Here is a 14,811-nt window from a genome sequence, read left to right on the forward strand (position 1 = left end):
AATCATTTTTTCTAGTAAAAATATAAGAAGGGATTGATCATAATGATCAATCCCTTTTATCAAACTATAATACCTTTAAAAATCTTAGTTCCAGATTTTATTTACCCATTCAGGATGATCAATAAAAGGATTGCGGTTATGTTGATATTTTGTAAAAATCACTTCATTACGCTTTCGCTCTAAATCATCGACCGGGTCTTGTTCATTCCATTTTAATAAAACCGATAGTTTCCCCATGTATGGATCTTTATTGTTATTCACTTTTTCATTTAGTTCTAAATCTATTTCGCCGTTGTCCCCCTCGTAACGAACAGCCATATAAAACAGCATTCTAGCAATATCTCCTTTTACACTATCACGAGGTTCCCAAGAATCACTATCATATTTACATTCTGTCGCTTCAGAATGATTCACACCACCATTATCAAAATCTAAATTCCCTCGTGAACTATTTACAGATACATCCGTCGCTCTTAAATGATGTAGATCTGTTCCAGGTCCTGCAGTCGTTCCAAAGTCACCGTGAGATTTTGCCCAAACATGCTCACGGTTCCAGTTATTTACTCCTGATCCATTCGTAAGCTTCCCTTGCGAACGACCAGTATATAAGAGTATCACATTATTTTTATTATTTGGATCTTCATCAGTATCTCTTAGTGCTTCCCAAACCGCACTGTATGATAACTTTGTATGATTATCAATAATATTATGCAGTTCCTTCTTTAATTCTAAGCCCGTTTTTCCTATTGCGTTATTATAATATGTATCGTCATAACTTTTTACAATAATCTCTTGTGCTGATGCAGAAGCTACTTCACCGTGTATAGTATCTGTGAATGATAGAGATGCAGAACCTAAAATAAAAAATGAAGATAGTGTAATCATAGCAATCTTTGTATTTCGAAACTTCATATACCCATTCCCCTTTAAAATATAATTTGAAGCTACTAACTAAAAAATGCTTTCTCCCCCAAAACTTTTAGAAACCCATACCCACCCTTTTCTTTTTATTTAATACAAAACTCTATTGAGTTTATATCATTTCCAAACTTTTTGTTTATCTACTTTCCAAACAATTTTACTTTTCACAAGAAATATCCTTCTCCCGTAAAGATTATTAAAATATTCTTTACAATTAAAAAGTAGTTTAATATTAACTTATAAATGTAAATTAATTTATGCAATAATGCATATTTGATAAATACTTAAAAAAAACAGTTTGAATAAAAAGCATTCAAAGAAAACCGTGCAACAAAACAGATACAGTCTAAGACAGAAATAATAAAAATCAAGATGATAACTCGACTTTTCCCGTTTCCATAACTGTCTTTATTTTTGTGTAAAACCTTTCTTTCTCTGAATAATACGTACAAAAATAGATTGGATACCATGTAGGCACCAATCTATTTTAATTAAAGAAACTGTGTCAATTCTGAGTTCACAATACGTTGTGCAGTAATGATAACACTGTCAGCTGTTAGTCCATAAACACTATATAGTCCACCAGGTTGATTAGGAACAATTTGAACTTCATATTCAAATGCTTGTCCAAGAGCAGGATGAACTAAACTTAGAGTTGCAAAAGTAGAAGCATTAGAATTTACATTGAAGTTTACCTGTTCAATTAATACTAATGAACCGTCAAGTCTAAAAACTCTAGCTACTCCAGTAAGCGGGCCCGCAGTACGGTTAAGGATCTTCACCCTAACTCTATTTGCATTAGCAGGTTGATTTCCTACGTTTTCAATTGGTCCTGTAGTAAGAGCCATATAACATCACCTCCATTATATTATTATGATATTCAACGTTATATATTGATGTTATAGTTTAATTACCCAATTTATTTTAAATAAAAAAGCTTGTTTCTTATATTTTCTATAAGAAACAAGCTTTTCTTTTTCAACTACCATTCCTAAGACAAGTTTATCCGTCTCGAAAACATTTACAGTTACTTGACGTTTATGCTGGAACAGAACTACTACTATTTACTTTGCATTGAATCTATATATTTTTTAACTACTTCATATACATATTCTTGATTTGCCGCTGCTGTATTTGGGTTATATTTCCCACCGTTTGTTTTATTATTAGATAATACTCGAATCCCTAAAAACGGGACGTCATAAGCTTTTGCGATTTGAGCTGCAGCAGCTCCTTCCATTTCTTCTACAGATGTACCGTATTTTGTATGGAACCACTTAATTCTATCAACTTCGTTATTCCAAACGTCTGCTGAACCAATCGTACCTTCAACTACTTTACCTTTTGTATATTTATCTTTCACTGCATGAGCCGCTGCAAGTAATTCCTTATCTCCTTCGTAGTATCGGATTTTCTCAGCATTTGGATCTTCTCCTGCACTTCCTTCAGAAGCCATTAAGTCCATAGATATCCATTTTGTCGGCTCAATTCCTTGGTTCTCATCCATATTTGTTGTTTTTAATGAACCTATATTTGCAACTTGTTTTCCTAACACAATATCAAATACATTTAAATTTGGATCATGTCCACCTGATGTTCCTTGGTTAATAATTGCTGTAGGTTTATATTTTTCAATAGCCACCGCTGTAGCAGCTGCTGTATTCTCCATTCCTTTACCTGTTTTCGCAACGATTACAGGATAATTGTCGACAGTTCCTTTATAAAATACAAAAGTTCCAGACTTTTCTTCTTTCACATTTTTTAGCCTTTTCGCAAACTTTTCTGCTTCTATCGGCATTGGCCCTTGAATTAAGATTGGTTTTTGATTGCTTTTTGCCTCAACTTGTTTCGGACTCGCATCACATCCCGCAAGTATCGAGAATGACAATGCAACAGTAGTTACTAGGGTAGCACATTTTTTCAACGTATTCTTCTTCATAAATAATCTCCTCTTTCTCTTGTTGTTTTCTATACTCGATGCTTTTGGTCCAAACAAAAAAGTTCTAGAAATTGTAGAAGATTCTCTACTTTCTAGAACTACGGTAGTCAAAGTTAATTAAGCACATGCAAAATTATAAATCGGTAGCGCACATTACATAGAGCGCCCGAATACTTTAACCCGTAGTCCAGTTCTTTCATTGGGAACTAGGTAGAAACGCTCGGACCATATTACCGAGTATATACGAGTGATGTTATTCAAAATTATTATATGGATAATATAACAAACTACTAGTATATGCGTAAGAAAAAAGTGAACATTTTCAATTAAATAACTTAAAATGTTCGTTTTTAAATGAAGATTAGATAAAAAAGCCTATCTCTTAACAGATTTTTTCATTAAAAACTTTTATATACTAAACTAGATTCCCACTCAACAACCAATCTTTTACAAGCAGTTTCTTTCTTTCCCAACTTCCTCACCTAATTTTGATGTAAAAGCTTTACTGCCCGGGATAAAATGTGCTTCCATCCAATTCACAATTATTTCTTCCAACTCTGGATGAAGTGGCTTTCCTGCCCCTTCTTCATAATTCTTTTTAAACTCTAATGCTTTAAGTTCACCTTCAAAACTTTTTAAACTATGATCCATATTTTTTACTACACGTACTTCAGAATCACCCTTCACATACTCACCGATCCGCTTCGCTCTTTCAGGGTCAGCCTGAATATCTTTATCACCAGCAATAGCTAGTACTGGACATGTTACTTGTTGTAAGTCTTTATAGATGTCATGCTGAAAATGCTCTCTAAACCACTTTGCATTCATCGGTTTAAAACCAACTTTAATCGTATCTTTTTCTGTGTTCATCATTTTCTCTTTTATTTTTTCCATCTGTTTTTCTCCGCGTTTCTCTACATTAAGAAGACGCATTAGTTTTCCTTTTATTCCTTTCTGCTCTTTTAGTTCTTTATAAGCAATTTCTCTTTGTCTTTTTGTAGCTTCTTCTAATGATTCTGCAGCTCCTGTAATAAGTATGAGTCCATTAACTGGTGTTCTTGCGTTTACTACAGTGGCTAACATACACCCTTCACTATGACCAGCTAAAATGATATTTTCTGGATCAACAAATGGTTGTTCTTTTAAATACGTTATCATGGCCTCTATATCACTAACTAAATCCCACATTCCAGTCTTCAGAATTTCTCCGTTACTCTTTCCTACTCCGCGCTTATCGAAACGGAGCGTCACTACTCCAAGTTGCGCCATTACATGTGCTAAATCTTTATATATGTTCGACTCAAGCTTTAGCGGTACTATCGTTCCATCACGATCAACTTCTCCAGATCCAGCGATAATTACAACAGCAGCATACTTCCCACCAGCTTTTGGCTTTGTAATCGTACCTTGCAAAGTTAATTCACTTTTTACCGCTACTTCATATTCATCAAAGATCATTATATTAATCCTCCTTCTATTCCGTTATATCTAATTTGAATTTCAAACTCGCTATTATATTTTTGTACTCTCTTACATCTTTCATCGGAACGAAAACCGGGTTCTCTGCAATGCTTTGTAGCATGCTTCGCTTTATAATCTCTTCATTTCTAACTGTTTTAGCACCAAGTGGAAATTCTGCAAACCATCCATCAATCGCATCAAAATAGGAATCGCCGTGTAAATGCAGGCTATTTACTGTGAAGCTATTCGTACAAACCGCTGCATATTTCCGTAGCATTTCTAATGAACCTTCAAAATTCCCTTGCATGCAATATACTTGTGCAGCAGCATAGTATACTTTTAAAGTCATATTGGGATGTAACGTTTCTAATTCATATATATCTATTAATATAAAAGCTCTATTTAAAATTACCTCTACTTTTTCAGCGCTTGAAGCATTTACTACTACATAATTCGGTATTGTCCCAACGAGTTGTATTAAATGTTGATACATACTAATTTGCATCACTTCATTTGCCTTCTCAGCATTTCCAAGCATTTGATACGCCTGTGCGATTAGATCTCCCTCTGGAAAGTTAGGACGTATCGTTTCGCCAAGTAATTGAAGCACCTCATTTGGTCTATTAAGTATAAGATAGCAAGTTGCTTGAAACGATGCCGCCTCTTTCACAAGAGAAACATCGTCACTTTCTTCCTGCACTCTGCTAAAGAGATTCATTGCCTCTTCTAAAATTTCAATTCCTCTATCCGTGTCCTCTGTTAACATGTGATGATTAATAAAAAGTATTCCTATTTGAATTAATAATGGAAAACAAGAATAATATTTTTTGATTATTCCCCTGCACTCCATTATTACTTCATCAAACGGTTCTTCACTAAAAGCTTCGGCTAGTCGATGATATAAATTTTTAATATCTTCCTGCTCCATTTGTGGTGTATAACTAATTAGTTCATCAATACTTATGTTAAAGTACGATGCTAATAGTGGTAAAAATGTAATATCCGGATAACTCTGCCCCGTCTCCCATTTGGAAACAGATGCCTTCGTAATACCGATATACGCCGCTAACTCTTCCTGCGTAATTCCCTTTTCTTTTCTCTTATTCGCAATGATTTTATGAATATGAATCTCTCTCACTGTATCACCTCATACTTTTATTATATGTTTTATATTTCACACAAAATATGGATTTAAATTCGACTTTCATTTACAAAATCAACTGTTAGGAAACATCTGTCTAAAATCAAAGGCAGGAACATATTTGATATGTTCCTGCCTTTTTAATGTCGGTACCGCTACATAGCCATCTAGCTAAGATTTTGAAGTGCTTCAAAATCAAACATTTCATCTCATCACAGTTTTCTATGGGAATCCAGTGAACAGCTTATTTACATAATTTTCGATATTGGAAGTAAATTTAAGTTGTTTTTAAAGTAGGTATACCTAGTAAAAATTGTTGAATTGTGCCCGTTTGTTAAAGTTTAATTTTCATTATACTTTTTGTACTGAGTCCAGTGCTTTTTTTAATTCATCTGATTTTTGAGTGCCGATTACTACTGTGTTATATTGCAACTTTAACTCTATACCTTTATTTCCATTCATGTTATAGGCTTTTTCATTCTTAAGGTTAAAACGAATTCCCCATCCTCCAAATCGTTTTATTGGACTGTAAGTAATGCATTCATAATGATGTATATCTTTGAAAAGGTACTGCTTATATTGAAAATGAAAAGGAACAAAGCGGACATAAAGACCTTTTTCACGGACCTCAATGATCAGTTTCAATACTCCAAGCATTAATACAGGAAAGGCAATCCCGAACAACCACATAACAATTAAGACACCATTAGAAGCTGGTTTATCTCCAAATGGGATATCAAGAATAATTTGTTGAATAAATCCATACCACATCAGCATGGAGATCCCTAATATGAGTATCCATACCCAAATTGGGGATCTCTGAACCTCACGAAAGATGACTTGTTCTTGTTGTTTCATTAATGATTATAACCTCCTAAAAGGTTTATTTTTTCTCACTCATTTTAAGCCGTTTTGCACTTCCAAAAAATGCGCTCCCAATTATGAATATAACGGAAGAAAGATACATTGTTATCCCTGAGTATTTATTATCAAAAATTGTGAAATTAAGTAAATTAATGAACATCATCAATATAAGTGCTATGTACAATCCATTAATATATTTCATTTATCCCCCCCCTTTACTTTTTTGAAAACCCCTATGTGATAAATAGTGGTTTCTAAAGGTATTATTCAGAATGCCCTTTTCCCTATTTTACCATTTTATAGAGTTGATATGTTGTTTGTTTTCGGTTGAATATTGTATAAACACTCGGTTAACATAACGTCTCATGATCAGTAGCAAGAAAAAAGGATAATCCGTCCTCATAATGGACTAATTATCCTATAAATCTTTATCTAAATTTAATAAAACAAGAACTTCTTTTCCTATGTATCATTACTTCGTTACCTCACCAAACTGCGCTCTCGTCACTTTCGCCAAGTCATCTACTTTAAGCTCAATTTGTATACCGATTTTCCCTCCACTTACAATCATCGTTTCAAGTGATTGGGCACTTTCATCAATACATGTAGAAAATAGCTTTTTCATTCCAACTGGTGAACAACCGCCGCGAATGTATCCTGACACTTTCGTAATATCTTTAACAGGAATCATTTCAATTTTCTTTTCACTTACTGCTTTTGCGGCAGCTTTTAAATTTAGTTCCTCATCTACCGGAATAATAAACACATGATAATTTTTACTATTCCCTTGAGCGATTAACGTTTTATATACTTCTCTCACTTCTCGTCCAATTTTCTCGGCTACTGATACGCCATCAATTTTCCCATCGTCTGGATCATATGACATCATCGAATATTCAATTTTTTCTTTATCTAATATTCGCATCGCATTTGTTTTATCTTTTTTCATAACGTTCTCCTTAAAACTTTATTTCATATCATTAAGTTTTCCTTTATTATACACCCTTTTCCATTTCTCCTACATAACTTCACGTATTTTTCAAAACTAAAAATATTGATAATTCAAAAATCATCTGATATAATTTGGAAAAACTTACGTTAAGGAGAGATTTGCAATGCGAAATGTTAATACTTCTTTCCAACTTCATCATCAAACGTAACGCCGTGTATCCGAAGAAAAATTTTTCTTCGTGGGTACAGGGCTTTTCCTGTTGACCCACGAAGCGTTCATAAAGCTATGTGGGTATTTTTATACCTGCATAGCTTTTTTTAATTTGAAAAAGGAGTGATTATGATGGAAATGAGAAATGTAAAAGGAACGAAAGACTATTTACCAGAGGAGCAAGTGCTGCGAAATAAAATTAAAAGGGCTTGTGAAGATACGTTTGAACGATACGGATGCAAACCGTTAGAGACACCGACGTTAAATATGTATGAGCTTATGTCTTACAAGTACGGCGGTGGCGATGAAATTTTAAAAGAAATATATACACTTGAGGATCAGGGAAAACGTGAGCTTGCCTTACGATACGATTTAACTATTCCATTCGCAAAAGTTGTGGCAATGAATCCGAATATTCGCCTCCCTTTTAAACGTTATGAAATTGGGAAAGTATTTCGAGATGGGCCAATTAAACAAGGAAGATTTCGTGAATTTATACAATGCGACGTTGATATAGTCGGTGTAGAATCAGTCATGGCAGAAGCAGAACTCATGAGCATGGCGTTTGAGCTGTTCCAAACATTAAACTTAGAGATAACGATCCAATATAATAACCGAAAATTGTTAAATGGTATTCTTCAGGCCATTAACATCCCTACTGAATTAACAAGTGACGTCATTTTATCATTAGACAAAATCGAAAAGATTGGGATTGATGGTGTACGAAAAGATGTATTAGAGCGCGGCATTTCTGAAGAAATGGCTGATACAATATGTAATACTGTATTATCTTGTCTAAAGCTTACAATTGTTGACTTTAAAGAAGCTTTCAATAACCAACTCGTTGCCGATGGAGTAAACGAATTGCAACAATTACAGCAATATTTAATCGCTCTCGGAATAAATGAAAATACGATATTCAATCCGTTTTTAGCAAGAGGACTCACAATGTATACAGGGACTGTATATGAAATCTTCCTAAAAGATGGCTCAATTACATCTAGCATAGGTAGTGGCGGCCGTTACGATAACATTATCGGAGCATTCCGTGGTGATAATATGAACTATCCAACAGTCGGCATTTCATTCGGTTTAGACGTTATTTATACAGCACTTTCGCAGAAAGAAACATTATCATCTACAGCGGATCTATTTATCATCCCACTCGGAACAGAATTACAATGCTTACAAATTGCCCAGCAATTACGTTCTACCACTTCCTTAAAAGTTGAACTTGAACTAACAGGACGCAAATTAAAACGTGCCCTTAATTATGCCAATAAAGAGAATATCCCTTATGTGCTTATTATTGGTGAAGAAGAACTTAGTACAGAAACCGTTATGCTAAGAAATATGAAAGAAGGTAGTGAAGTGAAGGTCTCCCTTTCTTCTTTAAGTAGTTATTTATAATACGAACCACCCTCGTTTGGGTGGCTTTTCTATTTTATAGATAATCAACAATTAGTTTACATAAAATAATTACAAGCTACCTAAAACTAAAAATATATAATATCCAATTACCTGTTATTTTTAGTAATATATAGATGTATATTGTTTTAGGAGGATTTACTTTGAAAACTTACATACAAGCACTAAAGTGGATCACAGGAATCTATCATCTTTTATTAATTCCTTGTTATTATTTATTTCCAAGTCTTGTTAACCTATATGGGATACCTTTACTACTATTGATTACTTTACATATCACTACTATTTTATTAGCTAAAAAAGCAGGGATGAATACGTACGCTCATTATATAGGTATTATCGTTACTCTAGTTGCCTTCTTTCCTTATATAGAAATCCTTCTACATATTATAGCAGCCATTTTTCTTTTATTAGATGCTGTTTCTATGAATGCAAAAGAAGTGTATGATTCATAGATGGATAAAATGAAACTTTAATCCATAGAGTTTTGAGATAGGTTGGCAAAAAGGATTTACTTTTTAAGTAAACCTTTTTTTCATTTTTAATTACTTTCCTTACTCAAGACTAATAAAAGAATATTCTGTTTAATTTTTATAAATTTCTAAATATTTATAATATATTCAAATTAACATACATTTTAGTTATGTAAAAAATCTAAGTTTTAAGGAGATGAATCCATGCTGAAAAAGTTGGTAGCAGGTGCATTATTAACTGTTTTGTCGTTAACTGGAGGACTGGGATCAGTATCAGCTAGTACCGAAAAAGATTATACGATTTCCTCTTTCGAATATGTAACTGTAGATGAAAAGACTGTTGATTCGTTTAACAAATTGAGTGCTCCATTAAAGGAAGACGTAAAAATAACGTTAGTTCTACCGAAACAAAATCAAAATGGAGACTGGTTATCTTATGGATTTTCGAGCAAAGAAAGTTTAGAGTCTTTTATTGAAAAAGATAAACAAAGGTTGAATAATTCAATCACTCCCCTTGGTGTTGGAGGAAGCGGACCTGGTAGTACAGACTTCTATAAACTCACAAATCAAGGTAGCGAGTATTTTTCTCTAAGTAGCGGTTATAAAAACTTGTCTGCTGGTTGGCAAAATCAAATTGTTTCTGTACGTACAGCATCCCCTACCGCTAGCTATTCAACAACACTATGGGAACGTACTTCAACTGAAGGATATGGAAAAGGTGTTGTTTTTAAACATGCTGATTGGTATGGTCAAATTGCAAACTTAAATAACTTTCCAACTTCAGCAGTTGAAGTTAAAAAGTAAAAATATAGAAATAAAAGGTGTTTTCACGTATGGAAACACCTTTTATTTCTACAACTATTTCACATATCTCGTCTATACCAATTTCAACTCTTAATTATTATCTTTCGTATTCCTACTCTCCAAAACCTTCTCCATATTATGAGTTGCCCATTCCATCATTAATAGAATCATTGGACGAAGAGATTCACCAAGATCAGTTAATGAATATTCTACTTTTGGCGGCACTTCACGGTATACTTCGCGATGTATGATGCCATCTGCTTCAAGTTCTCTCAGCTGCAGTGTTAACATTCTTTGTGTGATATTTGGTTTTAATCTTTTTAATTCATTAAACCGCTTTGTACCATCTAATAAATGATACAAAATTACCCCTTTCCATTTCCCTCCAATCACCTCAACCATAGCTTCAACTGGACAAGAATATTTATTTAAAAATGGGTAATTTATATTATTTTCGTTTGGACAATCCATAATAAATCCCTTCCCTTAACATTAGTATCTTTTTTGATACTATACCACATAAATGTGCGTACTTGTATCTATGTTACTTCAAAAATATAATTTACTTACAAAAATAAATTCATGAAAAGAGGAACTTTTATGACAAATACAAAAGAAATTACAAAAGAAAAAATTATGGAGGCTTTTCATTTCAGACATGCATGTAAAGAATTCGATCCTATGCACAAAATTTCAGAAGAGGATTTCAAATTCATTTTAGAAACAGGCAGATTATCTCCTTCTTCTTTTGGATATGAGCCTTGGAAATTTATTGTCGTACAAAATAAAGAATTAAGAGAAAAACTACAACCGTATTCATGGGGCGCTGGTGGGCAACTTGCAACAGCTAGTCATTTTGTTATTGTTCTTTCAAGAAACATTAAAGATATGCATTATGATGCAGAGTATATTAAATATATGATGAACGATATTATTGGATTGCCTGAAGACACTCAAAAAATTAGATATGAATTCTTCAAAAAGTTCCAGGAAACAGATTTTAACTTATTACAATCCGATCGTGCTGTATTTGATTGGGCATCCAAGCAATCTTATATCGCTTTAGGTAATATGATGACGAGCGCAGCTCAAATCGGTATTGATTCTTGTCCAATAGAAGGATTTGATAAAGAGGAAGTAGATTCTTTACTTCGTCAAGAAGGCATTATACAAGGCGATAATCTTGAAGTATCAGTTATGGTTGCCTTTGGTTACCGTAAAGAAGAGCCAAAGCGTGATAAAACAAGACAGACTATGGATACAATTGTTGAATGGATTAAGTAATATAGCACAGACAAATAATGCTCCTAATAGCTGTATACTCATACTAAAGAAGAATCAATTGTTTTCTTACGTATGAATTTGGTTTTTCATGGAAAGATATGTTAGTATGTATACAGTTTGAGTGCTCTATTTTTAGAGTCGAACAGGAGGAGAATGAATATGTCTGATATTGAAGTTGGCGAAGTGTTTACTCTTAGTGATGAGAATAACGAAGAGCAAGAAGTAGAAGTACTTGGAGCGATGGATGTCGAAGGCGCAGAGTATATTGCAGTTGCCTTTGTTGAAGATATCCAAACAGAAACTGAGGAAGACATTGATATTTTCTTTTTAAAAGTAGAAGAAGATAATGAGTTTTCATACATTGAAAATGATGAAGAGTTTGATAAAGTATCTGCTGCTTTTGATAAGATTTTAGATGAACAAGAACAAGAGTAAACACGAGGGGGATGCATATCCACCCTCTTTTTTTATTCATCACTCATTCAGTGATTTATGCAGTAACTCCAGTACATCTTTCATCGCAAAAGGTCCATCTTTTTTAACATGCTCCGCAAATTCTGAAACGAGACGTAATGTTCTCACACTTTCGATTGGATGTTCTCCTGATGCACTTTCAGCTGAAAGCATAACTGCATTCGTCCCGTCCAGTACAGCTTGAAACACATCAGTCACCTCTGCTCTTGTTGGAATAGAATGATCTACCATAGATTGAAGCATTTGTGTTGCTGTAATGACATATGTATTCGTTCGATTACATTCCTGAATCATCATTTTCTGTAAAAGCGGAATGCATTGATACGGTAACTCTACTCCTAAATCGCCCCTTGCAATCATAATTCCATCTGCTTCTTTACATATATCTTGAAAATTCTCGATTGCTTCCATCGTTTCTATTTTTGCAATTAAATTAGGTGACGTTTCTTTATACTGTTGTATAAAATCTCGTATTTCTTTTATATGACTAGGTTTTCTTACGAAAGAACATGCGATAAAATCAACATTCTCCTCTAAAAGAAACTGAATATCTTTTTTATCTTTCTCTGTAATAGCTGGTAAACGAACAGCCGCATCTGGTAAATTAACTCCTTTATGAGATGAGATATTGCCACCTGTTTTTACCTTCGTTTCTATTTTGTCCGTACTTATCTTTTCAACAATTAATTCAACTTCTCCATCATTAATTAAAATTCTACTGCCTACTTTCACATCATTCGCAATTCCTTCATAATCAACACTCGCTTCTGTATTACTCCCTGTAACTGGTTGTGTATGTAAAATAAAAGAATCTCCTGCCTGAAGTGTAATTTGCCCTCCTTTCACTTCACCTAATCTTATTTTAGGTCCTTGTACATCACCCAAAAATTTAATAGAGTCATCTAATGATTTCACTAAACGAATGATGTCTTTATGACTTTCATGCGTGCCATGCGATAAATTCAGTCGAACAATTTTCATACCATTCTTTATTAACTGTGCTAATGTTTCTTTATTATTACTTGCGGGTCCAATTGTACAAATTCGATCGATTGTCATTTTTGTCACCATCCTTTTTTTAATAAGTTTCCCATATGAACTTAAAAATAACAGAGATTCTGACATGAATAGATTTAAATTTACATGAATTTCATAAAATTAAACCTGTATCCCTTGCTAGCTAAGCATTAGAAGATATATTCGCTTTTTTGCAAATGAAGACATGTTGAATCGAAAGTAAAAGAAAAGTTAAGTATGGGATAAACCATTGAGAGTTTCGAAATTTTCATATATTGTATGAATTGAGTTCGAACTCAAAAATTTAAAAAGGTGGGAAAATTAGTGAATATGAAAAAATCTTTATCGGTGACAACTTTAGGGTTAGCGGTTTTAGGTTTTGGTTTTACTAATAACGCAAGTGCTTCAGAGGTCGATACTGTAGACAGGCAGCCCGTTTTAGTTGACTTTGATACAATTCAATCAACAAAAACATCTAGTGTTCCTAGTTTGACTGTTGCAGCTGCACCTAAGAATGACTCTAACATTAGCGTATATACTCCCTTTTTTGGTAACCCATATGCAGTTGCTAAATCGAAATCAACTACGACCGAAGACTATGTTTATGCAAAAGCAAGAACTTTCAATGGCGATGGCTCATTAGTAAATACGAAAAGTAATAGTGCAAAAAAATCATCCTTTGTCAGTGCTACAGCGACCAACACAAGCGTTTATTATGGAGATGATTACGCTATCGGTAATCATACCTATAAATTAAGTGGTTATAATGATGTGAATCACGAAACAAAAGCCTTCTGGTAAGAAAGAGAAAAAAGATATGCATCTTGCATATCTTTTTTCTCTAATACTTTACATATATTGAGGTGCTATTTATGAAACAAATATATATTATTATCGGTGTTTTACTCATTTCATTACTTACAATTTATATTTTGTTCAATACTTCAATCATACAACCTCATCCACCTTCTAAAGAAAATAAGAGAGAGCAACAAACCAATACTATTTCTTACGGATTGAAGGATAATCAAGGCCAACATATTAACAACGGTAGCACAATTACTAGTGAGGATAATAAAATTAATGTATCATTATCATTCGTACATACTATTAACGAAAACCGAAAATATGGATTAATTGTTCTAGAAGATTACGAACAAAAACCTTTTAAAATAGAAGATACTACTAATGAAATATCACACTATTTTTTTGATATGAAACCAAACAGCTCAATGACTACGAAAATCTCTTTACACACTTCTCCTAATGCAAGTGAATTAACCTTTTTAATAATTAAAAAACCTGAATACAAATTAAAAGATAATAACTTAAATAAAGCAGCTATTTTAGAAGATATTCTAAGTATGCGATACTCAATGCATCCTCCTCAGAAAGAAAGCGAAAAAATAAAACTCTCCCTTATAGATCCAGATGCTATTTTAAAAGATGGTCTTTACGAACCATTATTTGTTACGAACCGTGAAGAGAACTTACAAACTGTCTTCTTTGAAAAGGAAGGCAAGCAATTAACCCTATCAAACGGTAATGAAACGAATGATGAAATGACTTACGCAATCGTGGCTTTTAAAGATTGGAAACAAGTTGAAATATTTAACAATAGAAAAGTCGTTTATACTAAAGTTGCACCTGAAACGAGGCAAATCTTTAATTTCATATTGCCTTCAGTGGATCAGGAAAGTAATTTTCAACTCGTCGCTTTTCCATTTCCTTTTAAAGTTAGCGAAGAAGATTATGTCAGTCAACAAGCATTCAGTTCTTTTCGCATCGTAATTGAAAATGAAAATAAATAAGTTATACTATGCACAGTATAACAACCAAAAAA

17 protein-coding genes and 1 riboswitch are annotated in these 14,811 nt (G+C 33.4%); of the genes, 7 read left to right on the forward strand and 10 right to left on the reverse strand.

Annotation, left to right across the window (positions count from 1 at the left end; all coding sequences use genetic code 11):
• Positions 1–84: 84 nt before the first annotated feature.
• The 8 genes from AC1Q8M_RS12710 to ybaK form a co-directional block, all read right to left on the reverse strand.
• Positions 85–912, reverse strand: a complete 828-nt coding sequence (locus AC1Q8M_RS12710) for an endonuclease I family protein (protein WP_000672183.1) — start codon at positions 910–912, stop codon at positions 85–87.
• 500 nt (positions 913–1,412) lie between these two features.
• Positions 1,413–1,769, reverse strand: a complete 357-nt coding sequence (locus tag AC1Q8M_RS12715) for a hypothetical protein (protein ID WP_001229424.1) — start codon at positions 1,767–1,769, stop codon at positions 1,413–1,415.
• A 212-nt stretch (positions 1,770–1,981) separates the two neighbouring features.
• Positions 1,982–2,860, reverse strand: coding sequence for a 5'-methylthioadenosine/S-adenosylhomocysteine nucleosidase (locus AC1Q8M_RS12720; protein ID WP_072939085.1), 879 nt, complete (start codon positions 2,858–2,860; stop codon positions 1,982–1,984).
• Positions 2,861–3,023: 163 nt separating this feature from the next.
• Positions 3,024–3,127: riboswitch (purine riboswitch) on the reverse strand.
• 180 nt (positions 3,128–3,307) lie between these two features.
• Positions 3,308–4,318 carry an alpha/beta hydrolase gene (locus tag AC1Q8M_RS12725; protein ID WP_072939088.1) on the reverse strand — a complete coding sequence of 337 codons (1,011 nt, stop codon included), beginning with the start codon at positions 4,316–4,318 and terminating at the stop codon, positions 3,308–3,310.
• Between the two features lie 16 nt (positions 4,319–4,334).
• Entirely contained in the window at positions 4,335–5,459 is a 1,125-nt protein-coding gene (locus tag AC1Q8M_RS12730; RefSeq protein WP_097822602.1) for a helix-turn-helix domain-containing protein, read from the reverse strand.
• Between the two features lie 354 nt (positions 5,460–5,813).
• A complete protein-coding gene (locus AC1Q8M_RS12735) occupies positions 5,814–6,320 on the reverse strand; it encodes a DUF6141 family protein (RefSeq protein ID WP_072939095.1) in 507 nt (168 codons plus the stop codon).
• 25 nt (positions 6,321–6,345) lie between these two features.
• Entirely contained in the window at positions 6,346–6,528 is a 183-nt protein-coding gene (locus AC1Q8M_RS12740) for a hypothetical protein (protein WP_000875160.1), read from the reverse strand.
• Positions 6,529–6,798: 270 nt separating this feature from the next.
• Positions 6,799–7,275: a Cys-tRNA(Pro) deacylase gene (gene ybaK, locus AC1Q8M_RS12745; protein WP_000710860.1), complete on the reverse strand. Its 477-nt coding sequence runs from the start codon at positions 7,273–7,275 to the stop codon at positions 6,799–6,801.
• Between the two features lie 345 nt (positions 7,276–7,620).
• Here ybaK and AC1Q8M_RS12750 point away from each other — a divergent pair, with 345 nt between their 5' ends.
• From AC1Q8M_RS12750 to AC1Q8M_RS12760, 3 genes are all read left to right on the forward strand, one after another.
• Positions 7,621–8,898: a histidine--tRNA ligase gene (locus AC1Q8M_RS12750; protein WP_098284688.1), complete on the forward strand. Its 1,278-nt coding sequence runs from the start codon at positions 7,621–7,623 to the stop codon at positions 8,896–8,898.
• Positions 8,899–9,059: 161 nt separating this feature from the next.
• Entirely contained in the window at positions 9,060–9,371 is a 312-nt protein-coding gene (locus tag AC1Q8M_RS12755) for a hypothetical protein (protein ID WP_098360672.1), read from the forward strand.
• A gap of 222 nt (positions 9,372–9,593) precedes the next feature.
• A complete protein-coding gene (locus tag AC1Q8M_RS12760) occupies positions 9,594–10,193 on the forward strand; it encodes a hypothetical protein (protein WP_065229113.1) in 600 nt (199 codons plus the stop codon).
• 90 nt (positions 10,194–10,283) lie between these two features.
• Here the strand turns inward: AC1Q8M_RS12760 and AC1Q8M_RS12765 are convergent, their stop codons facing one another.
• A complete protein-coding gene (locus AC1Q8M_RS12765) occupies positions 10,284–10,664 on the reverse strand; it encodes a winged helix-turn-helix transcriptional regulator (protein ID WP_000340576.1) in 381 nt (126 codons plus the stop codon).
• Positions 10,665–10,793: 129 nt separating this feature from the next.
• Here AC1Q8M_RS12765 and AC1Q8M_RS12770 point away from each other — a divergent pair, with 129 nt between their 5' ends.
• Entirely contained in the window at positions 10,794–11,477 is a 684-nt protein-coding gene (locus AC1Q8M_RS12770; RefSeq protein WP_000185605.1) for an NAD(P)H-dependent oxidoreductase, read from the forward strand.
• 153 nt (positions 11,478–11,630) lie between these two features.
• Positions 11,631–11,912 (forward strand): DUF1292 domain-containing protein, encoded by a 282-nt coding sequence (locus tag AC1Q8M_RS12775; protein WP_025118598.1) that lies wholly within the window; start codon positions 11,631–11,633, stop codon positions 11,910–11,912.
• A 39-nt stretch (positions 11,913–11,951) separates the two neighbouring features.
• Here AC1Q8M_RS12775 and AC1Q8M_RS12780 read toward each other — a convergent pair whose 3' ends face one another.
• Entirely contained in the window at positions 11,952–13,010 is a 1,059-nt protein-coding gene (locus tag AC1Q8M_RS12780; protein ID WP_025118597.1) for a pyruvate kinase, read from the reverse strand.
• Positions 13,011–13,292: 282 nt separating this feature from the next.
• Here AC1Q8M_RS12780 and AC1Q8M_RS12785 point away from each other — a divergent pair, with 282 nt between their 5' ends.
• Positions 13,293–13,769: a hypothetical protein gene (locus AC1Q8M_RS12785; RefSeq protein ID WP_001056361.1), complete on the forward strand. Its 477-nt coding sequence runs from the start codon at positions 13,293–13,295 to the stop codon at positions 13,767–13,769.
• Positions 13,770–13,840: 71 nt separating this feature from the next.
• Positions 13,841–14,779, forward strand: a complete 939-nt coding sequence (locus AC1Q8M_RS12790) for a hypothetical protein (RefSeq protein WP_000810149.1) — start codon at positions 13,841–13,843, stop codon at positions 14,777–14,779.
• The last annotated feature ends 32 nt before the right edge of the window (positions 14,780–14,811 follow it).

The organism is Bacillus sp. GW823-FHT06A10, from assembly GCF_058795375.1.